This window comes from Pseudomonas sp. JAI115 (assembly GCF_014200835.1).
Taxonomy (GTDB): Bacteria; Pseudomonadota; Gammaproteobacteria; order Pseudomonadales; family Pseudomonadaceae; genus Aquipseudomonas; species Aquipseudomonas putida_A.
In genome coordinates, this window is the sequence record NZ_JACHCY010000003.1 from 141,185 (window position 1) to 165,169 (window position 23,985).

Sequence of the window (23,985 nt, forward strand, 5' to 3'; positions counted from 1 at the left end):
GTCTCGCTAAAAGGAAAAGGGGATCGCCCGGATTCAAAGGGCCTGGTCGAGCACGGCCAGCAAGCGGTCGATTTGCTCTTCGTCGTTGAGCAGCCCCGGCGCGGTGCGAATCACCGGGCCGACGTCGCGGTGCACGGCATCGGCCACCACGCGGTTGGCCATCAGGTGCGCGGCGATCTTGTCGCTGTCCTTGCCCTTGACCCGGAAGAAGGTGAAACCGGCGGACAGCTCAGGGCTCAGTGGCGTCACCAGTTCGATCTGCGGCCGTTGCTGCAGGCGTTGTTTCAGGTAGCTGTTGAGCGCGTGAATGCGCGCCTCGACCTCGGCCTTGCCCAGCTCAAGATGCAATTTGAACGCTTCGTCCAGCGCCCAGCGGTGCTCGAACGAGTGGTAGCCACCGGGCGTCATGGTGGTGGAAAACGCCGTGGCTTCGGAGAACGTCGGAATGATCGGGGTAACGTATCTGACTTCGGCGAAGCGGCTGCAGACGATGCCGGTGCCACGTGGGCCGAACATCCATTTGTGGGTGCCGGCGATGAAGAAGTCGCAGTTCATCTGCGCGAAGTTCAGGTTGTCCACGCCGAAGCCATGTACCCCATCGACCACGTAAACGATGCGGTCGGCGTCGCTGCGACCACGGTTGTGCCGGTCGACGATGGCGCCGATTTCACCGATGGGCAGTTTCATGCCGCTGCCCGAATGCACCCAGCACATGCCCAGCACCCGGGTTTCGGGGCGGATGGCGCCGTCCATGGCAGCAAGGATTTCTGCCTTGCTGGCGCTGTACGAATCCTTGAACAGGCGAATTTTGCGCACCCGGGTGCCGTCGCGTTCGCTACGCAGGGCGAGGATGGTGTGGGTCGCGTAGTGCTCGTGCTCGGTGGTGAGGATTTCCTGATCGGGGCGCACGTGCACGCCGCCGTAGATCGTCGCCAGACCTTCGGTGGTGCTGCCGGTCAGGGCGATCTGTCTGGCGTCGGCTTGCAGGTAGCGTCCGGCCCAGACCTGCACGTTCTCCTCGCGCTGTTCGATCACGCCGAGATCCCAATCCATGGCCAGGCCGGGATTTTTGTCGAGGGCGGCGCGGTGTCGTTCAATCGCCTCGCGCACCGGTTTCGGGTGCGAGGTGATCAGAAAGTTGGAGAAGTGCAGATACGCTGGATCCTGATCGAACAGCTGCTGCAACCGCGTCCACTTGTTGCCGGTCGCGGGCGCGGCGTTCGCGGCACAGGCGACATTCGGCAGGCTCGCGCCCAGTGGCAGCGCCGCCGCGAGAATCCCCGCCTGCTTCAAGAACTCACGACGATTGCTCATGGCTGGGCAGTTCCCGGCGCAGCGGCCAGTGCCGGTTTCGCGGCTTTCTCGACCTGATCCCAGACCCGCAGGAAGTTGCCGCCCCAGAGCTTGGCGATGTCCGCTTCGGAGTAGCCACGCGAGATCAGTTCGGCGGTGACGTTACGGATTTCGCCGACGTTCTCGAAACCTTTGACGCCGCCACCTTCGTTGAAGTCGGAGCTGATGCCGACATGGTCGATGCCGATCTTGCGCACCGCGTAATCGATGGCATCGCCCAGATCCTTGAGGCTGGCTTTCGGCTCTTCTTCAAGGATGCCGTACAGGCGGCTGGCGTACTGACCAAACTTCTGCTCGGACCACGCCGCAATGATCGGGTCGCCCGGCATCAGCGCCATCGCCAGGTTCGGCAGCGGCGGCAGGTCGAAGTCCTTGCGCATCTCGTTGAGCTTGTCCTGGGTGTGCTGGGTGAGCGGACGCAGGTACTGCGAGAACGCGACGATCTGCACCACGCCGCCGCTGTTTTTGATCAGCTGCATTTCCTTGTCGCTGAGGTTGCGCGGAATGTCGACCATCGCGCGCGGCGCCGAATGCGAGGCTACCAGCGGCGTGCGGCTCAGTTGCGCAACTTGTTCGAGGGCTTTGGTCGACATTTGCGAGACGTCGATGATCACGCCCAGATCGTTGAGGCGCTTGACCGCTTGCTTGCCCAGATCCGAGAGACCGTCGAGGGCGTCCGGCGAATCATTGAGAAATGGCAGCGGCCGCGACGAATCCGCCCAGTCGTTGTTGCCGATGTAGCTGAAACCGAACATGCGCATGCCGCGCGCGGTCCACAGGTCCAGCAGGTTGAGGTCGTGGCCCAGCGGATAGGCGTTGAGCATGCTGATGAAAATCGCGAACTTGCCTTCGCCGTGCAGGCGCCGGAAGTCGTCGGGGGTGTAGGCGATGGCCACCTGATTAGGGTAGTCGCGAACCATCCCGGAGATGATCTTGAAGCGGATTTCCTGCTGATTGCGCGCCTCGTCGACGAAGCCGGGGGTCGGCTTGTGCGGGGCGTTCGGGCCGTTCCACATTTCCGGCCAGCCGAAGATGGTCAGCGCGGCGCCGGACAGGCGCCCACGGTTGGCCTTGGCGAGGTCGAACTGGCCGTCGCCGTCCTTGTCGGCTTCGTGGCCGTCGGTGCCGAAATTTTGCGTCAGGCTGACATGGCTGTCGAAAGACAGCATGCGTTCGTGCAACTCATCAGCCTGCTTCATGACTTTGGCCGGGTAGCCGAGGTCGTCCTTGAACCAGTGATGCCACACGGCAAAGCCTGCGCCGGCGCTGATCGCCAGGGCCAACGGCAGGCCGATGAATAGAGCCTTTTTCGAACGTGGTTTTGTCATTGCCATCTCAGTCAGGTTCGCCATCGAGGTGCAGGCGCGGGGGCCTTCGCTATCTGGGAAGAACGAGTGGTTGGCGGCAAAATTTAAGCCTGACACTGTGGCGAGGGGATTTATCCCCGATCGAGGGCGAAGCGCTTGCAAGGCCTGCGAGCGCTGTCCCTTCTGGTGTCGCCGCCAGCGTCGAATGGGAGTTGCTTCGCAACTCATCGGGGATGAATCCCCTCGCCACGGGTCATCATCGCCGGGCGCGTTAAATTTGCCGGGGCAACAAACGTTCTAGCTTGGATAAAGCCTGCTTCATGGCTGACACAGGTAGGGCAATGAAGATTTCTCGACGATGGTTCATGGCGGGCCTGGCGCTGACCGGCGCTGCCGTGCCTGCGGCGTATTTCGGGCATCGTGAATGGACGAAGCCGGACCCGACGATCACCCCGGGCGAAGCGTCTTTCGATGTCGCCGACATGGCCGGGCAGCGCCTGGCGAATGCGTTGCGCGGGGTGTGGGATATCCGTTTCGAAGGTGCCGATGCCGGCCTCGAAGGCTTGCCGCTCAAGGGCCTGCAAGTGTTTCTCGATATCGGCCAGAAGGGGCGCGGCGTGTGCGGTTTTCTCGACACGCCCGAGCGCCTGCGCTCCGCTGAAACACCGCGTTATCGAATTCTGGGCGACCTCGCGAAAGCCGATGCGGCGAAGCTGAGCTGGCGCTTGATCGGCGCCGATGGCCAGATCAGTTATGAGCTGGAGATGATCCTCGATGAGGTCTGGGCCGACTTCGGTAATGCCGGCAGTGGCACCCTCAGCGGCAAGGCTTTGCGCCTGGACCGCTCACTGGCCTTGCCGGCGCAGGACAATCGCTTCGTCGCCGTCAAGCGGCTGTTCCCCGAAGCGCGCGAGCGCACGCCGCTCAACCCGACGTTGCTGGCGTGGTTGATCTCCCCCGAGCATCGCCTGTTTCACCAGTTGTGGCATGCGACCCGGGACAAGTGGCACAAACTGCCCGAGGACAAACGCGAGGCCTTGCGCGGCATCGGCTGGCAGCCCGGCCCGCGCGACAAGGAGCGCGATGCCCGTGGTCCGCGCAAGGATCGCAATGGCTCGGGCGTGGACTTTTTCTTCATGCACCGGCACATGCTCGGGACGGCGCGCTCGATGCAGGAATTGCCATCCTGGGAGTTTTTCCCGCTGCCGCAGCCGGAGCTGATCCGCGACCGCGTCGGCTTCGCCCGCTATTTCGACAACCACGACGGCACGGCCTTGCCACCGACCTGGACGGCGGCGGGTGATGACGAATTCAGTCAGTGGGTCAGCGACATCAAGACTGCCGAGACTTACGAAAGCAACTTTCAGGTCTGGGAGTCGCAGTATCGAGATCCGGCGTATCTGGCCCGGCTCACCCTCGGCCAGTTCGGCTCCGAAGTCGAGTTGGGCCTGCATGACTGGCTGCACATGCGCTGGGCCTCCGTGCCACGCGATCCGTCCAACGGTCAGCCGGTGCCATTCGCCCGCGATCCGGCGGACTTCGCGGCCCGCTGGTACAACGCCGAAAATGATTTCCTCGGCGATCCGTTTTCTTCCCACGTCAACCCGACGTTCTGGCATTTCCATGGCTGGATCGACGATCGCATCGAGGACTGGTTCCGCGCCCACGAGCGGTTCCATCCGGGCGAAGTCACGCGGCTGCAAGTCAATGGCGTGCCATGGTTTGCTCCGGGGCGCTGGGTGGAAGTCGACGACCCGTGGCTCGGGCCGATCACCCATGGCTGCAGCACCACGCCGGGATTGCAGGTGGGCAAGTCGGTGGAGATGGATCCGGAAACCATGAAGCTGGCGCTGCGCATCACCTTCATCACCGACGAGGAAAAACTCGCCGGCCTGTTCCGCCGCGTGCCGCAACGGCCATGGTATGCGCGCAATCTGAAGCCTAAAACCAGCCCGACTTGAGGGCTGCGTCATCGATCATTCGCGAGCAGGCTCGCTCCCACGGGTTCAGGTGTCAGCCCACAATGTCCGGGCTGACTTCTACATGAGAACGCATTCTTACTGATGGAACGCGTTCAAATGTGGGAGCGAGCCTGCTCGCGAAGGCGATCTGTCAGTCGCCGCAATTACAAGGTCTGCCACCCGCCACCAAGCGCCTTGTACAGCGCAATGCTCGCCTGCATCCGCGCCAGGCGCAGTTGCACGCTCTGGTCCTGCGCTGCGTACAAGGTGCGCTGGGTTTCGAGGACAGTCAGCAAGTCTTCAGCGCCAGCCTGGTAACGGCTCTGCGCGATGTCGAATGCGGTCTGCGCCTGATTCAGTTCTTCGTTCTGCCACAACCGCTGCTCATCCAGGCGGCGAATGCTATTGAGCGCTTTTTCCACATCGGCGAAACCGTTGATGATCGCCCCACGGTAAGTTTCCAGCAGCTCTTGCTGGCGCGCAGAGGCCTTGTCGCGTTCAGCGCCGAGGCGACCGTTATTGAAAATCGGTGCGACCAGTCCGGCGGTCAGGTTGTAGAAAGGGCTGCGGATCAAATCGTCGAACTGATTGGCGCCCGAGCCGAGTTGGGCGGTCAGGGTCAGTGCCGGCAACATGGCCGCGCGAGCGACTTTGACGTCAGCTTCGGCGGCGGCCAGTTGGGCTTCGGCGCGTGCGATGTCCGGACGATGCGTGAGCAACTCGCTGGGCACGCCGGCGGCGATGTCTGGCCATTGCAGGTGCTCGAAGGACTCTGTCGCCGACAGTTGCTGCACCGGTCGGCCGAGGAGGGCGGCGAGGCTGATCAGCGCGTCCTGGGCTTGCTGTTGCACGCGCGGCAATTGCCATTGCTGGGCGGCGACCAGGCTCTTCTGTTGCGCCAGCTCCAGCGCGGTGGCTGAGCCTGAATCAAACCGCGTCTGCACCAGTTTCAGCACGCTTTGCGCGTTGGCCAGATTGAGTTCGGCGATGCGGCTCTGCTCGCGTAGCGACAAGGTTTGCGCATACGTGCTGGCAACGCCGCTGAGCAATGTCAGTTCGACCGTCGCCCGGTCGAATTCGCTGGCCTGCAGAGCGAACTGCGCACTGTCGCGCGAGGCGCGTTTGCCGCCCCAGAAATCGATTTCGTAGGTGGCGCTCAGGTTGGTATCGAAATAGTCCACCGCCTTGTTGCTGCTGTTGGCATCGAGTTGGCTGTAGCCATTGCCGCGCAGCAGTTTCTGCCGATTGGCATTCAGTCCGGCCTTGACCTCCGGCAACTGTGAGCCGCCAGCGATGACGGTGGCCGCCTGCGCCTGACGCACGCGAGCAACGGCGGCCGCGAGGTCGAAACTGCCGACGCGAGCCTGTTCGATCAGACGATCCAGTTCCGGGCTGCCAAATTGCGTCCACCACTGCGGGTTGTTGCGGGCAACGCTGGCGCCATGGGGCGACTGCCAGGCAGCTGGCGTTTGCACGCCACTGTCCGGGCGTTGAACGGGACTGCCGCAGGCACTGAGGATCAGGCACACGGTCAACAGGCTGAGGCGCGGTTTCATAGATCGATCATTCACTGGTAAGGGCCGTGACCGGGTCGAGCCGGGCAGCTTTGCGGGCAGGCATGAAGCCGAAGACAACACCGGTGACCAGGGCGCAGCCGAACGCGCCGAGTACCGCCATCAAGGAAAAAGCCACGGCCACTTCGCTGAGGATCAGCACGCCGCCGACGATCAGCGCCAGGGCGATCCCGGCAATGCCGCCGACCACCGAGAGCATCACCGCTTCGGTCAGGAACTGCCGGAGGATGTCGCGCTGGCGGGCGCCGGTGGCCATGCGAATGCCGATCTCGCGAGTCCGCTCGCGCACGGTCATGAGCATGATGTTCATCACGCCGATGCCGCCGACCAGCAGCGAAATCGCCGCAATCGAACCGAGCATCAGCGACAGGGTGTTCTGGGTGCGCGCCTCGGCCTGAATCATCGCGGCGTTGTTGGTCAGTTCGAAATCCTTCTTGCCGTTGTGCAGGCGCAGCATCAGTTGCTCGATGGCCTGCTCGGTGTCCTTGACCTTGCGCGCGTCGGCGGCGGCGATGGCCACGTATTCCGGATTGCGCGTGCCGAACAGCCGGACGCTGGCCGCCGAATAAGGGATGGCGATGCGATTGTCGCTGTCGGAGTCGCCGGAGCTGGCGCCTTTTTCCGCGAGTACGCCGACCACCTGGAACGGCACATTCTCGATCAGGATGAACTGGCCGATCGGGTTCGGCACATCCTTGAGCAGTTTGCTGCGGACTTTGTGGCCGATCACCGCGACGGCTGCAGCATTCTGCTCATCGGCCTCGGTGAAGTAACTGCCTTGCACCACCGGCCAGTTGAAGATCGCCGGGAAGTTGGTGTCGTTGCCGCCGACGTAACTCAGGTGGTCGGCATTGCCGTAACGTACGCCGGCCTCGGCGCCGTTGACCGGCATGATCCGCTGCACTTGCGGCAGGCTGGCCAGCGCGTGCACATCGTCGAGGATGATGATCCCCGGCGGCGTGCGCGGGTTGGGCGCCGAGCCGCTCAGATAAATAATGTTCGAACCGAACGCGCCCATCTGCGCCATCACCTGGCGTTTGCTGCCTTCACCGACCGCCAGCATCACCACCACCGACGCCACGCCGATGATGATCCCGAGCAGGGTCAGCGCTGTGCGAAAGCGGTTGATCCACATCACCCGCCACGCCGCGTGCAGGGCATCGACCAGTTCGCCTTTCCACGCGCCAGTGGCTTCGGCGCCGTCGGCCAGACGCTGGCGCAGATCCACCGCTTGCAGGGCGCCGGGGTTGGCGCTGGTCTGGGCGTGGGGATTGTCGCGGGCGCTGTCGCTGATGATCAGGCCGTCGCGGATTTCGATGATGCGTTTGGCCCGGGCCGCGACTTCGCGGTCGTGGGTGATGAGGATCACCACGTGGCCCTGGCTCGCCAGCTCATCGAGCAGCGTCATCACTTCTTTGCCGCTGTGGCTATCGAGGGCGCCGGTGGGTTCGTCGGCGAGAATGATGTGGCCGCCGTTCATCAACGCCCGGGCAATCGACACCCGTTGCTGCTGGCCACCGGACAGCTGATGCGGACGATTGCTGGTGCGCGAGGCCAGACCGAGGCGGTCGAGCAGGGCGGCGGCGCGGGCGTGACGTTCGGCGGCCGGGGTGCCGGCATAGATCGCCGGCATCTCGACGTTTTCCTGGGCCGAGCCGGACGGAATCAGGTGATAGCCCTGGAATACAAATCCAAAGGCTTCGCGGCGCAGCCAGGCCAGCTCGTCGCTGTCGAGGCCGGCGACGTTTTCCCCGGCAAAGCGATACTCGCCGGAGGTCGGCCGGTCGAGGCAGCCGAGGATGTTCATCAGGGTCGATTTGCCGGAGCCGGAAGCGCCGACAATCGCCACGAATTCACCAGCGTGAATCGACAGGTCGATGCCGCGCAACACGTGAACTTCAGGCGCGTCACCGCCGCCGTAGGATTTGCGAATGTCCTGCAGATCGATCAGAGGCGTTTGCATTCAGCCTCCGCTGCCGTCGACCGGGCCGATCAACAGGTGATCGCCTTCGTTGAGGCCGTCGACAATCTGCACCTTGAGCCGGTCGCTGATGCCGGTGCGTACCTCGCGTTGCTGAATCTCGCCGTTGGCCGCGACCACCTGAGCGGTTTGCAGGTTGGCCGTGGTGCTGCCCTGCAACGCGGCGACCGGCGCGGTGAGCACGCCTCTGGCCTGATTGGCGACGAAAAACACCTGGGTGGTCATCTCGGCCATCAAGGCGTTGTCGGCGTTATCGACGTCGAGCAAAACCGTGTACAGCACAACGCGGGCGCTGCCGCTTTTACTGCTGCTGGCTGGGCTGCCGCCGCCCTGGCTGGTCTGGTCCAGCGGCTTGGGCGGCACCGGCAGAATCTGCCGCACGGTGCTGCTCCAGCGCCGCTGGCCGCCGCTGAGGGTGGTGAAGTAGGCGGTCATGCCCGGTTTGACGTGACCGATGTCAGCCTCGGAAACCTCGGCCCACACCGTCATCGGTGACAGTTTGGCGATGCGCAGGATCAGCGGCGTCTGCTGTTGCGCGTTGAGGGTCTGGCCTTCGCGGGCGTCGAGGGCAACCACGGTGCCGGCCATCGGCGCGTAGATCCGCGTGTAGCCGAGTTCAGCCTGATCGCTGCGCAGGCTCGCTTCAGCCTGGCGGATCTGTGCCTGGAACATGTCGACGCGGGCCTGAGTGGCTTTCAATTCTGCACGGGCGGTTTGCACGTCTTCTTCACGGGTGGCGCCGCCGGCCACGAGATGCTGCTGCCGCTGATACTTCTGCCGCGCCAGTTCATGCTGGGCGCGCTGCTCCTGCAATTGCGCCTTGAGGTTTTCGATGGAGAAGCGCCCGGCGTCGAGTTTGGCCTGCTGCGTGGACGGATCGATTTCCACCAGCAGTTGACCTTCCTTGACCACGTCACCGACTTCGACGTGGATCTTCTGGATCTGCCCGGAGGCCTGCGCGCCGACATCGACATATCGGCGCGGTTGCAGGGTGCCCAGTGCGGTGACGCTGCTTTCGATGTCGCCACGACTGACTTGCACGGTGGCGAAGCGCTCGCGGCCCGGCGGCATGATTTGCCACGCGGCGTAGGCAACAACAGGAATCAGACAAAGGACTGCGAGCAGGGCGCGTCGAGCGGGGCGGGGACGTTTCATGCAGGGTTCCGGCCAGTGGAATTCGGCCCGTCGTCCGGCTGCACGCCACAGCGCGCAGCCGCAGAACGCTGTCGCAGGGCGCGACAGACACGGGGAGCTGTCCTGTAAACGATGAATACGCGGGGGAATTTAAGCGAAGACACAGGATGTTACAGGTATAGAACGGCACTATTTAGCGGGCAACGACAAACGCCACTTTAAATCTATATGAGAATTACTATAAATTACGCACCTCAGTTGCCACTATCTTGCTACCCGTGTTCGCGGGCCGTCGATCAGTGTGCTCAAGGATCGAATCCGCATCGATGCGGCCGGGAGTCATGTTGGAAAACTACTATCGCGAGCTGGTGTGTTTCCTGAACGCCAAGCTCGGCAACCGTCAGGTCGCCGAAGATGTGGTGCATGACGCTTATGTGCGGGTTCTGGAACGCTCCAGCGACACGCCCATCGAGCAGCCCCGGGCCTTTCTTTATCGGACGGCGCTGAATCTGGTGATCGACGATCATCGGCGCAACGCCTTGCGCCAGGTCGAGCCACTGGAAGTGCTCGACAGCGAAGAGCGCTATTTCACCCCGTCGCCCCATGGCACTCTCGATCACGGCCAGCGTCTGGAGATGCTCCAGCGCGCCCTGGCGGAATTGTCGCCGCTGTGCCGCGACAGTTTTCTGCTGCGCAAGATCGAAGGCCTGTCGCACCCGCAGATCGCCGAACAGCTGGGAATTTCCAAGGCACTGGTGGAAAAACACATCGTCAATGCGATGAAGCATTGCCGCCTGCGCATCAAACAATGGGATGCCCATTGAGCCGCCATCGCTAAATTTTATTTCACTGTCCTCGTTCCTACTCAACAGACGACCTGCTGTCCTGCTCAAGGCCAGTCGGGTCACTTAGGCTCTCCTTTCCCCTTGTTGAGGGGTTCATCCAGAGGACACTGGAAATGACTCAGGCAATTGCATCGCCCATCGTTCACGACCTGATCGGCGTCGGTTTCGGACCTTCGAACCTGGCGCTGGCCATCGCTCTGCAAGAGCGCGGCCCGACCCACGGCGAACTGGATGTGCTGTTCCTCGACAAGCAGGCCAACTACAGCTGGCACGGCAACACCCTGTCGACCCAAAGCGAATTGCAGATTTCCTTCCTAAAGGATCTGGTGACCCTGCGCAACCCGACCAGCCCGTACTCGTTCGTCAATTACCTGAAGGCTCACGGCCGTCTGGTGGACTTCATCAACCTCGGCACCTTCTACCCGTGCCGCATGGAGTACAACGACTACCTGCGCTGGGTCGCCGGGCAGTTCACCGAGCAGAGCCGCTATGGCGAAGAAGTGCTGACCATCGAACCGGTGCTGCACAACCATCAGGTTGAAGCGCTGCGCGTGATCTCCCGTGACAGCGAAGGCCAGCAGTTGGTGCGCACCGCGCGTTCGGTGGTGGTCAGTGCCGGTGGCACGCCGCGGATTCCGGAGGCGTTCAAGGCGCTGAAGGGCGACAGCCGCGTGTTCCACCACTCGCAGTATCTGTCGCAGATGGCCAAACAGCCGTGTGTGAACAACCAGCCGATGAGCATCGCGATCATCGGCGGCGGGCAGAGCGCGGCGGAAGCCTTCATCGATCTGAACGATTCGTTCCCGTCGGTGCAGGTCGACATGATCCTGCGCGGCTCGGCGCTCAAGCCTGCGGACGACAGCCCGTTCGTCAACGAAGTGTTCTCGCCGGAGTTCACCGATCTGGTGTTCCAGCAAAACAGCGCCGAGCGTGAGCGCCTGGTCAACGAGTACCACAACACCAACTACTCGGTGGTCGACATCGACCTGATCGAACGCATCTACGGCATCTTCTATCGCCAGAAAGTCTCGGGCATTGCCCGTCATGCGTTCCGTACCCTGACCACCGTCGAGAGCGCCACCGCCACCGAACGCGGCATCGAACTGGCGGTGCGCAACAACGCCACCGGCGAAGTCACCGTGCGTATCTATGACGCCGTGGTCCTGGCCACCGGTTACGAGCGGCAGATGCACCGCAAACTGTTGGCACCGCTGGAAGAATACCTCGGTGATTTCGAGGTCGATCGCAACTACAAACTGATCACCGACGAACGCTGCAAGGCCGGTCTGTACATGCAGGGCTTCTGCCAGGCCAGCCATGGCCTGAGTGATACGTTGCTGTCGGTGTTGCCGGTGCGTGCTGACGAGATTGCCGGCTCGCTGTATGAGCATGGCAAGAACCGTGTGCATCGTTCGGTGGCAGATCTGTTGTTGGCGACGGCAAGCTGAATCTGCTTTGCCTGATACACCGCCTTCGCGAGCAGGCTCGCTCCCACATTGGCTCTCTGTCGACCACAAAATCTGTGTTCAATGAAGATCTCCCTGTGGGAGCGAGCCTGCTCGCGAAGGGGCCCTTCAGCAATACCGCAAAACTCATTCCTGAACCCTTCCTGAACATCCCCGACACACCTCCTTCCACGGGTTTACTCTCAAATCATCGAGGCGTAAGCTTCGCGCGTTTTCATCAATAGCGGAGACCCAAAGTGGGTACTTGTTCGAGTGACAGTTGTCGGCCGGTCTCGGTAACCGGCAGATTCTCGGCAAGATAACGCGCAGCCTTTCTCTGCCGTTGTCTCGCCGTAAAGCGAGCAGCGGCATCCCGATCATGGTCAGTTGAGACCATGTCCCGACGTCCTTCTCATCGACACTGAAAGTATGTGATTTCGACCGTGTGGTCGCGATCGCAAACCTATCGACACGCCTGTCCTTGTGATCGGCGCGCCAAGCCTTGCCGTGCCGGATTTTCCGGCGTACGAGGCGCGGTCGTACCTGCTCGACGGTTTCCCGGCTGACCATAGGGGCAACAGCCATGAAACTTACGCTCAAGGAATTTTTCGCAGGCTTCCTGCGTACACGCCACATCGCCCGGCACTTCCGCCGTCTGGCGCTGCTGGAATCGATCACCGACACCACGGTCAGCCGTGAAGTCCCGCCCACCCTGGCCAACACCCTGGTCGATGCGGCCCATCGCGACAGCGGTGAGCTGCTGTCGTCACTGGGCACTCACACCGACGGTTTGACTGACTTTGAAGTCGACGCCCTGCGTGCGCAGTACGGCCTCAACGAAGTCGAGCACGAGCAGCCGCTGCCATGGTGGACCCACCTGTGGCACTGCTACAAAAACCCGTTCAACCTGCTGCTGACCCTGTTGGCGGTGATTTCGTGGCTGACCGAAGACCTGAAAGCCGCCACGGTGATTTTCTCCATGGTGGTGCTGTCGACGCTGCTGCGCTTCTGGCAGGAAAGCAAATCCAACCAGGCCGCCGACGCGCTCAAGGCGATGGTCAGCAACACCGCCACGGTGATGCGCCGCGACGAGCCGCGCATCGAACTGCCGATCAAGCAACTGGTGCCGGGCGACCTGATCGTGCTGTCCGCCGGCGACATGATTCCTGCCGACTGCCGGGTGCTCAGCGCCAAGGATCTGTTCGTCAGCCAGGCGGCGATGACCGGTGAATCGATGCCGGTGGAAAAATTCGCCCGTCAGGCCGACCGCGACACGCGTAATCCGCTGGAGCTGGAGAACATTCTGTTCATGGGCACCAACGTGGTGTCCGGTACGGCGGTGGCGGTGATTCTCACCACCGGCAACAGCACCTATTTCGGCGCGCTGGCGCAGCGGGTCGGCGCGACTGACCGCGCGGTGACCTCGTTCCAGCTGGGCGTGAACAAAGTCAGCTGGCTGCTGATCCGCTTCATGTTCGTCATGGCGCCGCTGGTGCTGTTCATCAACGGTTTCACCAAGGGTGACTGGACCGAAGCGCTGCTGTTCGCGCTGTCGATTGCCGTGGGCCTGACCCCGGAAATGCTGCCGATGATCGTCACCTCGACCCTGGCCAAAGGTGCGGTGTTCCTGTCGCGCAAAAAGGTCATCGTCAAACGTCTGGACGCGATCCAGAACTTCGGCGCCATGGACGTGCTGTGCACCGACAAGACCGGCACCCTGACCCAGGACAAGATCTTCCTCGCGCGCAATGTCGACGTCTGGGGTGAAGACTCCGATGACGTGCTGGAAAAGGCCTACCTCAACAGCTACTACCAGACCGGGCTGAAAAACCTGCTCGACGTGGCGGTGCTGGAACATGTGGAAATTCACCGTGAACTGAAAGTCGGCACGGCATTTCGCAAGGTCGATGAGGTTCCGTTCGACTTCAATCGCCGGCGCATGTCGGTGGTGGTCGAGGGGCGTGGCGAGCCGCATCTGCTGATCTGCAAAGGCGCAGTGGAAGAAGTGCTGGCGGTGTGCACCCGCGTGCAGCACGGCGAAGTCGAAGAAGCCTTGAGCGATGAATTGCTGACCCGGATTCGTCAGGTCACCGCAGCATTCAACGCTGAAGGCTTGCGCGTGGTGGCGGTGGCTGCCCGCTCGATGCCGGCAGGTCGCGACACTTACAGCCTGGCGGATGAACAGGAGCTGACGCTGATCGGTTATGTGGCGTTCCTCGATCCACCGAAGGAAAGCACTGCTCCGGCGCTCAAGGCTCTGGCCGAGCACGGCGTGGCGGTCAAGGTGCTGACCGGTGACAACGAACTGGTGACCGCGAAGATTTGCCGCGAAGTCGGTCTGGCGCAACAGGGCTTGCTGATGGGCAACGACATCGAGCGCATGAGCGACGCCGAGCTGGCGGTGGCGGTGGAGAACACCAACGTCTTCGCCAAACTGACGCCATCGCACAAGGAGCGCATCGTGCGCATCCTCAAGGGCAACGGGCATGTGGTCGGCTTCATGGGCGACGGCATCAACGACGCCCCGGCGCTGCGCACCGCCGACATCGGAATCTCGGTGGACAGCGCGGTGGACATCGCCAAGGAAGCCGCTGACATCATCCTCCTGGAAAAGAGCCTGATGGTGCTGGAGGAGGGCGTACTCGAAGGGCGTCGCACCTTCGCCAACATGCTCAAGTACATCAAGATGACCGCCAGCTCCAACTTCGGCAACGTGTTCTCGGTGCTGGTCGCCAGTGCGTTCATTCCGTTCCTGCCGATGCTGCCGATGCACCTGCTGGTACAGAACCTGCTGTACGACATTTCGCAGATCGCCATTCCGTTCGACAACGTCGACAAGGAGATGCTGAAGAAGCCGCAGCGCTGGCAGCCGGCGGATGTCGGGCGCTTCATGCTGTTCTTCGGCCCGATCAGTTCGATCTTTGACATCCTGACGTTCGCCTTGATGTGGTATGTGTTCGATGCCAACACTCCGGATCACCAGACCCTGTTCCAGTCCGGCTGGTTCGTGGTGGGGCTGCTGACCCAGACGTTGATCGTGCATATGATCCGCACGCCGAAGATCCCATTCCTGCAAAGCCGTGCAGCGATGCCGCTGCTGGTGATGACCGGGATCATCATGGCGGTCGGAATCTTCCTGCCGATGGGGCCGCTGGCCAACTACTTCAAACTGCAGGCGCTGCCGTCGATGTACTTCGTGTTCCTGCCGATGATCCTGCTGGCGTACATGGCGCTGACCCAGGCGGTGAAAGGCTTCTACATCCGCCGGTTCGGCTGGCAATAAAGATTCAAACAACACTGTCCCCCCTGTGGGAGCGGGCTTGCTCGCGAATGCGGTTGTCCAGTCACAGTTGTAGTGGCTGACACACCGCCTTCGCGAGCAAGCCCGCTCCCACAGGGGGAAGTGTGGATTTTTCCAAGGATTCCATCATGCAAGCCATCAACAACCTCAACCTGACTTCTTTGCTCGACACGCTGGTCAGCCTCAGCGCAGCGTTCATCCTCGGTGGCCTGATCGGTTTCGAGCGCCAGTACCGGCAACGCACCGCCGGCCTGCGCACCAACGTGCTGGTGGCGGTCGGCGCGGCAATTTTCGTCGACATGGCCAACCGTCTCGGCGGTGCTGAAGGTGCGGTGCGGGTGGTCGCCTACGTGGTCTCCGGCATCGGCTTTCTCGGTGCCGGGGTGATCATGCGCGAAGAGGGGAACGTCCGTGGCCTCAATACCGCCGCGACTCTGTGGACTTCCGCCGCTGTCGGTGCCTGCGCCGGTGCCGACCTGCTGGCCGAAGCGGTGCTCGGCACGCTGTTCATCCTCGCTGCCAACACCTTGCTGCGGCCGATCGTCAACAACATCAACCGTCAGCCACTGGACGTGGTCTCGGCCGAAGTCACCAACATTGTCTATGTCATCGCCCGGCGCTCACAGCAAAAAGCCGTGTTCGCCCTGCTCGAAGCCGAGCTGGAACGCAGCAACTACCCGGCCAGCGACGTCGATGTACACGCCTTCGGTGCCGACGAAATCGAGATCGAAGCCACGCTGGCGACGACTTCGGTCGACGGCGATGAGCTCGATGCGCTGGTGGCGCGGATTTCGACTTCAGCGCTGGTGGTGCAGGCGTTCTGGAGTCCGAGTACCACCGAATAAGGCAACAATGTCGGGCAGCCATTCGGCATGGCTCATGAGTGCGGATGAATGACCGGTTTTTTAGGAAAAGTCCTACAGAACTGCTCCTGAGGCTTGCGTAGTCTTGGCGCACCCATCCTCCTCCCCGAGATCGAGTATGATCAATAAATCCCTGCGTATCCTGATTGCCGATCCGCAGCATTTTCACCGGATGAAAATCGAGCGCCTGTTCAATGGCCTCCAATACTTCCGCGTCGCTCCGGTACAGAGTCTGCCTGAGCTGCTGACCCTGGTGGACTACGGCTGTGAACCGTTCGACGTCGTGGTCATCAACGCCGAGCTGGCGGCCGGATCGCTGGACCTGCCGGGTTTTTTCCTCAACAACCCGCAGGTGCGGCACGCCCTGATCTATAACGAGCCCTCGGCACCTGCGCTGACGCCCGCAGGCTTCGCTCAGGAAAACCTGCAGATCAGCCCTGTCGCCTTGCCCAATGCGGCCGCGATCAAGCACCTGATGGCGCGGGTCGACGTTGCCCCGTTGTGCGCAGTAAATGCTTGGAACCCGGCGCCATCCGCGCAACGCCGGGCCTGAGCACGGATTACCCTTTCGCGCAACTGTCAGATCTGACAGGTAGATACGCTTTGCTTCCCGTGTAACAGTCTTTGCGCAGCCAACCCGGTGAGTAGCAGCTGATGCCGGTGGCGCCATCGTCCTGTTTTTGCACTGGGAGCGGTCATGAAGTCAGCGCTGATCGTCGACGATCATCCGGTGGTAAGGGCTGCCGTGAAACTCGTCCTCGAAGCCGAAAGGTTCAAGGTGATTCACGAAGCATCCAGCGCCAGCGAAGCCATGGCGCTGAGCCGTGAGCACAAGCCGAAACTGGTGGTACTTGATCTCAAGTTGCCGGGAGTCGGCGGGCTGGAGGTGCTGGAGCGGCTCAAGGCCACCGACCCTGACTGCAGGGTGCTGATCTTTACTTCTCAGGATCCGTTGCACTATCAGGATCGCTGTCTGCGTAGCGGCGCCATGGGTTACGTGGCTAAAACCAACCAGTTGCTGCAATTGCACAAGGCTGTCCAGGCCCTGATGTCGGGCTACTCCTATTTTGCTGCGCTGACGGGTGACGGCCTTGTGTCGACCCCGTCGCACCGCAGCGAAAAACAGCTGATCGACGAGCTCTCCAACCGAGAACTGAACATTCTCGTGCAGTTGGCTCTGGGCAAGCCCAACAAGAAAATCGCCGCTGAAATGTTCCTCAGCCACAAGACCGTCAGCACCTACAAAACCCGCTTGATAAAAAAGCTGGGTCTGCACTCAAAGTCAGCGGTGTACTTGCGCGAATTCGCCAAGCGCAACGATTTGATCTGAGTAGCACAGTGAATCTGCGATGCTGGTGGTGCGTGCTCTGGTTGAGCATCACGGCCACCTGCTGGGCCAGTGAGTCGCCGCAGCCTCTGGATTTGTTGAGCCAGGCAGCACTGGAGAACATTCAAGTCCCGCTCGACCCCCAGGATCAACAGTGGCTACGCAGCCATTCGACGTTGCACATGGGTATTTCCGGGCCCGATTATCCACCGTTCGAGATCACGCGGAATCGGCAGGAGCTGGAAGGTCTCACCGCCGACTATGCCGAGCTGCTGGCGCAACTGCTCGGGGTGCGGATCGAGGTGCAACGCTACGCAAACCGCGACGCGGTGATGAGCGCACTCAAGCGCGGCGAACTCGATCTGCTGGGCACCTCGAACAATTTCGAGCTGGCCGATCCAGATTTCATCTTGTCGCGCCCCTATGCCGAAGACCAACCGATGCTGGTGACCCGGCTCGACGAAACGTTACCGGCCGACCTGACAGGCAAACGCATCGCCATGGTCGAGGACTATCTGCCGCTGACCAGCGTGCAGGCGTTCTACCCCGACGCGAAGGTGCAGCGTTACTCCTCGGCAATGGATGCGCTGGGTGCGGTGGCGTTCGGTGTCGATGACGGCTATCTCGGCGATCTGATCAGTGCCAATTACCTGATCAACACCAATTACCGCAATGACCTGCAACTGGCCGGGCCGTCGGGTCTGGATGCCAATCCCTTCGGTTTCGCCCTGCTGCGCAGTGAGGTGCGCCTCAAACGCATTATCGACAAGGCGCTGGCGGCGATTCCCATGGAGCGTCGTCAGTTGATCGAGCAGCGCTGGAGCGCAGGGCGCGCGCAAATGGCCGCGCAGTCGCAGGTGCGCCTCAGTGCCAGCGAGCAGCAGTGGCTGGAGCAACATCCGCGGGTGCGGGTCGGCGTGATCGAAGACTTCGCACCGCTGACGTTTTTTGATGCCGACGGACGATTCAACGGGTTATCGGCGCAGTTGCTCAACCTGATCAGTCAGCGTACCGGGCTGCAATTCGAGTTGGTTCGGGGGCGTTCGCTGGATCGTCAGATTGAGCAGCTCAAGGCCGGTGAACTCGACGTGTTGCCGGTGGTGACCCCGAGCAGCGAACGGGAAACCGAGCTGCAATTTACCCGTGCCTACCTGAACAATCCGTTTGTGCTGGTCAGCGCGACGACGGCCGGCAGCCCGCGCAGCCTCGCCGATCTGCCGGGCAAGCGGCTGGCGATTTATCGCGGTCATCCATTGCACGACTTTATTCTGCAGCAGGTGCCCGGGATTCGCCTGGTGGAGGTGCGCAGCCCGGCCGAGGGCATGGAGCAGATCGCCAAAGGCCAGGCCGACGTGACGGTCAGCTCACTGCTGGTGGCGCGGTTTCTGATTGCCCGTCATTACCGCGAGCGCCTGCGCATCACCAACACGATCGGCGATCAGCCGGCACGCATTGCCCTGGCGACCGCAACGCAGGATACGGCGCTGCACACGATTCTGAACAAGGCGCTGCTGAGCATCGCGCCACAACAGATGGACGAACTGGTCGAGCGCTGGAGCCATGACGTGGTCGTGGAAGACAGCTACTGGCAGCGTCATCGCCGCGAAATCCTGCTGGCGTTTGCCGGTGCGGCAGGGCTGCTGTTGCTGGCCTTGGCCTGGATCGGTTTTCAGCGCTCGCAGCTGCGTCAGCGTCAGCAGTGGCTGCACCAGTTGCAGCAGGCCAAGGATGCCGCCGACGACGCCAATCGGGCCAAGACTACGTTTCTGGCGACCATGAGCCATGAAATCCGCACGCCGATGAATGCCCTGATCGGCATGCTCGAAATGGCCCTCAAGCGTGCCGAGGAGGGCGTCACCGACAAGCTGGCAATCGAGGTCGCGTCCGCTGCCGGCCAGCAATTACTGGCGTTGATCGGCGACATTCTCGATATCGCACGTATCGAGTCCGGGCATCTGTCCCTCGCGCCGCAGCGGGCCAATCTGCGCGAACAAGTGATCGCGGTGTGCCGCGTATTCGAAGGGCTGGCGCGGGAGAAACGCCTGCTGTGGCAGGTCGAACTGGATGCGCACAGTGACGTCGACGTCATGCTCGACCCGACACGCTTCAAGCAAGTGCTGTCAAACCTGTTGAGCAACGCGATCAAGTTCACCGAGCAGGGTCAGGTGAGCCTGCGTTTGTCATGCTCTGCGATGCCGTCCGGGATCCTGGCGGTCGCGGTGGTGATTGCAGACAGCGGAATCGGCATCAGTGCCGATGACCGCAAACGCCTGTTCAGTCCGTTCGTCCAGGCCGCTAACCAGGGCCAGTCAGCGCGTAGCGGCTCGGGACTGGGCCTGGTGATCAGCCGTAACCTCTGCGAAATGATGGGCGGCACACTGCACCTGGACAGCGAGCCGGGGCATGGAACGCGGGTTGAGGTAAACCTGCAGCTGCCGCTGTTGACCGCGCTCGAACCCGAGACGGCAGGCCCGCAAGTGGCGGACACGCCAGCGCGTTCGCTGAGCGTGCTGGTGGTGGACGATCATCCGGTCAACCGCTTGCTCCTGTGCCGGCAACTGAGTGAACTGGGCCACGCTACGGTCGATGTCGAGGATGGTGAGCTGGGCTTGCAGCGCTGGCGAACACAGGCTTTCGATGTGCTGATCACCGATTGCAACATGCCCCGGCGCAACGGTTACGAACTCGCTCGGACACTTCGTGAAGAAGAGGCGGCGAACGGTCGTGCACGCTGCGTGATCCTCGGCTTTACCGCCAACGCGCAGGTCGAGGAGAAAGTCCGTTGTCTTGAGGCCGGCATGGACGATTGTCTGTTCAAGCCGATTCGCTTGCACGATCTGCAACAGGCATTGAAGGCGGCCAGCCGCGGCGACAGTGATCAGCCGTCGAACCCGACACCGCCGCTGCCCGAGATCGACCTGAGCGCGCTTGAGCAAATGGCCGGGGACAATCCGGCAGTGATGCAACGTCTGCGCGAACAAGTGCTGCGCAGTCTGCACGAGGACCTGCAAAAACTGGACGCTGCGCGCCAGCCACAGGACCTGAGCGAATTAACTACCCTGGCGCACCACATCAAGGGCGGTGCGCAAATGGTCGGTGCCGCGCGGGTGGCGGCGGCGTGCACCGATCTCGAAGAGGCGTGCCGCGACGCCGAAACCCTGGCGGTCCACCGCTCGGCGGATGCGCTGCGCAGGGCCATGCTCGGCCTCGCGCAGCGGCTTCAGGACTGAGCGATCAATCCCACTGCGGGGCAATGCCTTTCGGGCTGGTCAGGCGCTGGCCACGCTCCAGACCGGCGATCAGCGCCATGTCGGATTCGCTCAGAGTCAGCGCGGTGGCGCCGAGGTTGCTCTGCAGGTTGGCGCGTTTGGTCGACGATGGAATCACCGCGTACCCCGACTGCATCGCCCAGGCCAGAGTGACCTGCGCCGGGGTCGCTTGCAGGCGTTCCGCGATCTGCTGGATCACCGGATCCTTCAGCACTTCGCCATAGGCGAGGGTCATGTAGGAAGTGATCTGGATGTCCTGGCTGCGGGCGAACTCGACCACTTTGCGGTTTTGCAGGTACGGGTGCAGTTCGATCTGGTTGGTGGCGATGTTGTCTGCGCCCACCGCTGCGATGGCCTGTTGCATCAGCTCGATGGTGAAGTTCGACACCCCGATCTGCCGGGTCAGGCCCAGACGCTTGGCTTCTAGCAGCGCGCCCATGAATTCGGCGACTGGCACCTGATCTTCCGGCGACGGCCAGTGGATCAGCGTCAGGTCAAGGTAATCGGTCTGCAACTTCTGCAGACTCTCTTGGAGACTCTCGATCAAGCGATCCTTGGCGAAGTTGGCGATCCAGATCTTGCTGGTGATGAACAGCTCTTCACGAGCAATGCCGCTGGCGGTGATGGCCTGGCCGACCTCGGCTTCGTTCTCGTAGATCTGCGCGGTGTCGATGGCGCGGTAACCGAGTTCAAGGCCGGTGCGCACCGAATCGATGACCACCTGACCTTGCAGGCGAAACGTACCCAGACCAAAAGCGGGAACAGACATTGATGACTCCAGGGTTGCAGTGGGAATGGGCAGGAGTATCCGCGTCTGTGTCCTTGAGAAAAACCGCTGGTGGGGCAAAGCACTGTTGAGCAGAAGTCATGAATCTTTCCCGATAGTGGTGTTGTCTGGACTGGCCTCTTCGCGAGCAAGCCCACTCCCACAAGGGATCGAGATTCAACGGTGGGACTGTTCTATAAATGGAACACTAAAGCCGGTTTTTGCCGTCTAGTCCTAAAAACGCTATGGATTTAAGCTTAATCCATTGCGTCACCCACCTTTTCTGGAGGCAACCATGAAAAACATCATCGGTATCTACACCAGCCCTCGCGGCCATTGGGTCGGCGATGGTTTCCCGGTGCGCACTCTGTTTTCCTACGACAACCTGGGCAAACACATCAGCCCGTTCCTGCTGCTCGATCACGCAGGCCCGGCCGAATTCACCCCGACCACCGAGCGCCGTGGCGTCGGCCAGCACCCGCACCGTGGTTTTGAAACGGTGACCATCGTCTACGACGGCGAAGTGCAGCACCGCGACTCCACCGGCAGCGGCGGCACCATCGGCCCCGGCGATGTGCAGTGGATGACCGCCGCGTCCGGGATCCTCCACGAGGAGTTCCACTCGGATGAGTTCGCCAGAACCGGCGGCAAGCTGGAGATGGTGCAGCTGTGGGTCAACCTGCCGGCCAAGGACAAAATGGCCGCGCCCGGCTACCAGACCATTCTCGACGGCGATATTCCGAATATCGCGTTGAAGGACGATGCCGGCCGGCTGCGGCTGATCGCCGGTGAGTTCGATGGGCATAAAGGCCCGTCGCACACTTTCACGCCGATCGACGTCTGGGATCTGCGGCTCAATGCCGGCAAGTTGCTGACGCTCGATCTGCACGAGGGGCGCAACACTGCGCTGGTGCTGTTGAAAGGTTCGGTGCAGATCAACGGTGTGGAAACCGCAGGTGTCGGGCAGTTGGTGCTGTTCGAGCGCGACGGCCGTCAGTTGACCCTTGAGGCCAGTGAAGATGCGGTGGTGTTGCTGCTCAGTGGCGAGCCGATTGATGAACCGATTGTCGGCCATGGCCCGTTCGTGATGAACACCGAGCAGGAAATTCATCAGGCATTCGCCGACTTCCAGTCGGGACGTTTTGGCCGGATGCACGGGTAAATTTCACCCCTGTGGGAGCGGGCTTGCTCGCGAAAGCGCAGTGCCAGTCAATGCATGTCTGACTGATCCACCGCCTTCGCGAGCAGGCTCGCTCCCACAGGGGTTTTCCGGTGTTTTTGTGCTGGTGTTCTGCCTCTGAAATCAATTACTCCTACACTTGCCCAATCTGTGCGATCTTCTCGCGATTGGCCCCTGTCGGAGTGCTTTGATGTTGTCTTTTTTGACCGAACATCCGTTGTTTTGCGCGTTGATCCTGATCCTCCTCGATCTCGGGCTGTGGCGTCTGATCAGCTCCCGTGGCAGCGAGTGGAAGCTGCTGGTGCGGGTGCTGATTTTCAGCCTGTTCAGCGTGCTGTTGTTCAACGAAGGCCTGAATCCGATGGAGCCGGCGCCATGGGCCGACAACGTGCCGCTGCACCTGGCGGCGACCGGCTTGCAGATCGGTTGGTGGCTGTTCGGCGCGCGCACCCTGACGGTGCTGATCGGTGCGGTGATGATGCAGCGCGTCGGGCACACCGGGCGGCTGTTGCAGGATCTGCTCGGTGCGGTGATTTTCCTGATCGCGATTATCGCGGCCCTGGCCTACGTGCTGGATCTGCCGGTCAAAGGTGTGCTGGCGACGTCCGGCGCCTTGGCGATCATCGTCGGTCTGGCGTTGCAGAGCACGCTCAGCGATGTGTTTTCCGGGATCGTGCTCAACACCACCAAGCCCTATCAGATCGATGACTGGATTTCGATCGATGGCACCGAAGGCCGGGTCATCGACATCGACTGGCGCGCCACGCGTCTACAGACCAGTCAGGGCAGCATGGCGGTGATTCCCAACTCGCTGGCGGCCAAGGCCAAGATCATCAACTTCAGCCGGCCGAGCAACATGTTCGGCCTGGCCGTCAGTGTGCAGGTCAGCCCGCATGCGCGACCGACCACCGTGATCGACGCATTGGAGCGGGCAATGCAGGGCTGCCGCCCGCTGCTGGACAATCCTTCGCCAAGCGTCGCGCTCAAGAGCTCCAGCAGCGCCGGCGCGGAATATGAGATCAGCGGTTTTGTCTCGTCGATGGATCAGAAGCGCTCGGTGCGCAATCAGCTGTTCGATCTGGCTTATCGGCACTTGCAGGCGTCCGGGGTCAATCTGTTGTCGAGCGTGGAACCGAATGCGCCAAGCGGCCTGTCGCGGCCACGGGCGCTGCTCGACAGTTCGCCGATTTTTTCCACGCTGCGCCAGGAAGAAAAAGACACCTTCAGCCAGAATATGACCCTGCAAACCTTCCGTGCCGGCGAGACGATCCTCGAAGCCGGGGAGGTCAGCGATCATTTGTTCATCATCGAATCGGGCGTGGTCACCGTGACCTTGACTCGCCATGGCAGCCCGTTTGAATCCGGGCGCATGGGGCCGGGGGAGGTGATCGGCGAGGCCGGGATTCTGTCCGATTCTTCAGTACCGGCGACCTTCGCGGCGAAAACCTTCTGCGCGTTGTATCGCATCGAGAAGACCTATCTGAAGCCGTGTCTGGATGCCCGCCACGACATCAACGAGGCGATGAAAGCCTTGCTCGATTATCGCCTGCACAAGGCTCAGACCCTGACCCAGGACGTGCCGCCCGTGGTGGCGAAAACCGGGTTCCTGCACTGGTTGCGCAATCGCGTGTGACAGGGTGGTCTACTCGTCTTCCGGGAGATTGGCTATTTGTCCGGGG

Annotated in this window: 16 protein-coding genes; 10 read left to right on the plus strand and 6 right to left on the minus strand. The window is 61.9% G+C overall.

What is annotated here, in order from left to right; all coding sequences use genetic code 11:
- Nucleotides 1–33: 33 nt before the first annotated feature.
- Nucleotides 34–1,314, minus strand: coding sequence for an aminotransferase class V-fold PLP-dependent enzyme (locus tag HDC30_RS08695; protein WP_183782322.1), 1,281 nt, complete (start codon nucleotides 1,312–1,314; stop codon nucleotides 34–36).
- The gene (pvdM, locus tag HDC30_RS08700) at nucleotides 1,311–2,681 is read right to left on the minus strand and encodes a pyoverdine-tailoring dipeptidase-like protein PvdM (RefSeq protein WP_183782326.1); all 1,371 of its coding nucleotides are present in this window, start codon (nucleotides 2,679–2,681) and stop codon (nucleotides 1,311–1,313) included. The genes HDC30_RS08695 and pvdM overlap by 4 nt, the downstream gene beginning before the upstream one ends.
- Nucleotides 2,682–3,001: 320 nt before the next feature.
- On the opposite strand from pvdM, the gene HDC30_RS08705 reads away from it, so the two are divergent.
- Nucleotides 3,002–4,621, plus strand: coding sequence for a PvdJ/PvdD/PvdP-like protein (locus HDC30_RS08705; RefSeq protein ID WP_183782329.1), 1,620 nt, complete (start codon nucleotides 3,002–3,004; stop codon nucleotides 4,619–4,621).
- A 164-nt stretch (nucleotides 4,622–4,785) separates the two neighbouring features.
- On the opposite strand, the gene HDC30_RS08710 is transcribed toward HDC30_RS08705, so the two are convergent.
- Genes HDC30_RS08710 through HDC30_RS08720 form a run of 3 tightly spaced genes read right to left on the minus strand, consistent with a single transcriptional unit; the run spans nucleotide 4,786 to nucleotide 9,331 of the window.
- Nucleotides 4,786–6,177, minus strand: a complete 1,392-nt coding sequence (locus HDC30_RS08710) for an efflux transporter outer membrane subunit (RefSeq protein ID WP_183782332.1) — start codon at nucleotides 6,175–6,177, stop codon at nucleotides 4,786–4,788.
- A 7-nt stretch (nucleotides 6,178–6,184) separates the two neighbouring features.
- Nucleotides 6,185–8,158, minus strand: coding sequence for a MacB family efflux pump subunit (locus HDC30_RS08715; RefSeq protein ID WP_183782335.1), 1,974 nt, complete (start codon nucleotides 8,156–8,158; stop codon nucleotides 6,185–6,187).
- The gene (locus HDC30_RS08720) at nucleotides 8,159–9,331 is read right to left on the minus strand and encodes an efflux RND transporter periplasmic adaptor subunit (RefSeq protein ID WP_183782338.1); all 1,173 of its coding nucleotides are present in this window, start codon (nucleotides 9,329–9,331) and stop codon (nucleotides 8,159–8,161) included.
- Between the two features lie 320 nt (nucleotides 9,332–9,651).
- On the opposite strand from HDC30_RS08720, the gene HDC30_RS08725 reads away from it, so the two are divergent.
- The 7 genes from HDC30_RS08725 to HDC30_RS08755 all read left to right on the plus strand — a co-directional run bounded on the left by HDC30_RS08725 (nucleotide 9,652) and on the right by HDC30_RS08755 (nucleotide 20,321).
- Complete coding sequence (locus HDC30_RS08725) at nucleotides 9,652–10,134, plus strand: sigma-70 family RNA polymerase sigma factor (protein WP_027614027.1); 483 nt, start codon at nucleotides 9,652–9,654, stop codon at nucleotides 10,132–10,134.
- Between the two features lie 134 nt (nucleotides 10,135–10,268).
- Nucleotides 10,269–11,603 (plus strand): lysine N(6)-hydroxylase/L-ornithine N(5)-oxygenase family protein, encoded by a 1,335-nt coding sequence (locus HDC30_RS08730; RefSeq protein WP_183782341.1) that lies wholly within the window; start codon nucleotides 10,269–10,271, stop codon nucleotides 11,601–11,603.
- Nucleotides 11,604–12,183: 580 nt separating this feature from the next.
- Nucleotides 12,184–14,883, plus strand: coding sequence for a magnesium-translocating P-type ATPase (gene mgtA / locus HDC30_RS08735; protein WP_183782344.1), 2,700 nt, complete (start codon nucleotides 12,184–12,186; stop codon nucleotides 14,881–14,883).
- A gap of 146 nt (nucleotides 14,884–15,029) precedes the next feature.
- Nucleotides 15,030–15,746 carry an MgtC/SapB family protein gene (locus tag HDC30_RS08740; RefSeq protein ID WP_007968289.1) on the plus strand — a complete coding sequence of 239 codons (717 nt, stop codon included), beginning with the start codon at nucleotides 15,030–15,032 and terminating at the stop codon, nucleotides 15,744–15,746.
- A gap of 136 nt (nucleotides 15,747–15,882) precedes the next feature.
- A complete protein-coding gene (locus HDC30_RS08745) occupies nucleotides 15,883–16,317 on the plus strand; it encodes a chemotaxis protein CheY (RefSeq protein ID WP_150369746.1) in 435 nt (144 codons plus the stop codon).
- A gap of 144 nt (nucleotides 16,318–16,461) precedes the next feature.
- Complete coding sequence (locus HDC30_RS08750; protein WP_097087701.1) at nucleotides 16,462–17,094, plus strand: response regulator transcription factor; 633 nt, start codon at nucleotides 16,462–16,464, stop codon at nucleotides 17,092–17,094.
- Between the two features lie 8 nt (nucleotides 17,095–17,102).
- A complete protein-coding gene (locus HDC30_RS08755) occupies nucleotides 17,103–20,321 on the plus strand; it encodes a transporter substrate-binding domain-containing protein (RefSeq protein WP_183782347.1) in 3,219 nt (1,072 codons plus the stop codon).
- 4 nt (nucleotides 20,322–20,325) lie between these two features.
- Here the strand turns inward: HDC30_RS08755 and dkgB are convergent, their stop codons facing one another.
- Nucleotides 20,326–21,129, minus strand: coding sequence for a 2,5-didehydrogluconate reductase DkgB (dkgB, locus tag HDC30_RS08760; protein WP_183782350.1), 804 nt, complete (start codon nucleotides 21,127–21,129; stop codon nucleotides 20,326–20,328).
- 292 nt (nucleotides 21,130–21,421) lie between these two features.
- On the opposite strand from dkgB, the gene HDC30_RS08765 reads away from it, so the two are divergent.
- The gene (locus HDC30_RS08765) at nucleotides 21,422–22,288 is read left to right on the plus strand and encodes a pirin family protein (protein ID WP_096797117.1); all 867 of its coding nucleotides are present in this window, start codon (nucleotides 21,422–21,424) and stop codon (nucleotides 22,286–22,288) included.
- A gap of 208 nt (nucleotides 22,289–22,496) precedes the next feature.
- Nucleotides 22,497–23,939 (plus strand): mechanosensitive ion channel domain-containing protein, encoded by a 1,443-nt coding sequence (locus HDC30_RS08770; RefSeq protein WP_183782354.1) that lies wholly within the window; start codon nucleotides 22,497–22,499, stop codon nucleotides 23,937–23,939.
- Nucleotides 23,940–23,985: the final 46 nt, after the last annotated feature.

Excerpts from the sequence above, each read along its gene's own strand:
- HDC30_RS08695 (WP_183782322.1), bottom strand. The coding sequence starts at position 1,314 with ATGAGCAATCGTCGTGAGTTCTTGAAGCAGGCGGGGATTCTCGCGGCG.
- pvdM (WP_183782326.1), bottom strand. The coding sequence starts at position 2,681 with ATGACAAAACCACGTTCGAAAAAGGCTCTATTCATCGGCCTGCCGTTG.
- HDC30_RS08705 (WP_183782329.1), top strand. The coding sequence starts at position 3,002 with ATGAAGATTTCTCGACGATGGTTCATGGCGGGCCTGGCGCTGACCGGC.
- HDC30_RS08710 (WP_183782332.1), bottom strand. The coding sequence starts at position 6,177 with ATGAAACCGCGCCTCAGCCTGTTGACCGTGTGCCTGATCCTCAGTGCC.
- HDC30_RS08715 (WP_183782335.1), bottom strand. The coding sequence starts at position 8,158 with ATGCAAACGCCTCTGATCGATCTGCAGGACATTCGCAAATCCTACGGC.
- HDC30_RS08720 (WP_183782338.1), bottom strand. The coding sequence starts at position 9,331 with ATGAAACGTCCCCGCCCCGCTCGACGCGCCCTGCTCGCAGTCCTTTGT.
- HDC30_RS08725 (WP_027614027.1), top strand. The coding sequence starts at position 9,652 with ATGTTGGAAAACTACTATCGCGAGCTGGTGTGTTTCCTGAACGCCAAG.
- HDC30_RS08730 (WP_183782341.1), top strand. The coding sequence starts at position 10,269 with ATGACTCAGGCAATTGCATCGCCCATCGTTCACGACCTGATCGGCGTC.
- mgtA (WP_183782344.1), top strand. The coding sequence starts at position 12,184 with ATGAAACTTACGCTCAAGGAATTTTTCGCAGGCTTCCTGCGTACACGC.
- HDC30_RS08740 (WP_007968289.1), top strand. The coding sequence starts at position 15,030 with ATGCAAGCCATCAACAACCTCAACCTGACTTCTTTGCTCGACACGCTG.
- HDC30_RS08745 (WP_150369746.1), top strand. The coding sequence starts at position 15,883 with ATGATCAATAAATCCCTGCGTATCCTGATTGCCGATCCGCAGCATTTT.
- HDC30_RS08750 (WP_097087701.1), top strand. The coding sequence starts at position 16,462 with ATGAAGTCAGCGCTGATCGTCGACGATCATCCGGTGGTAAGGGCTGCC.
- dkgB (WP_183782350.1), bottom strand. The coding sequence starts at position 21,129 with ATGTCTGTTCCCGCTTTTGGTCTGGGTACGTTTCGCCTGCAAGGTCAG.
- HDC30_RS08765 (WP_096797117.1), top strand. The coding sequence starts at position 21,422 with ATGAAAAACATCATCGGTATCTACACCAGCCCTCGCGGCCATTGGGTC.
- HDC30_RS08770 (WP_183782354.1), top strand. The coding sequence starts at position 22,497 with ATGTTGTCTTTTTTGACCGAACATCCGTTGTTTTGCGCGTTGATCCTG.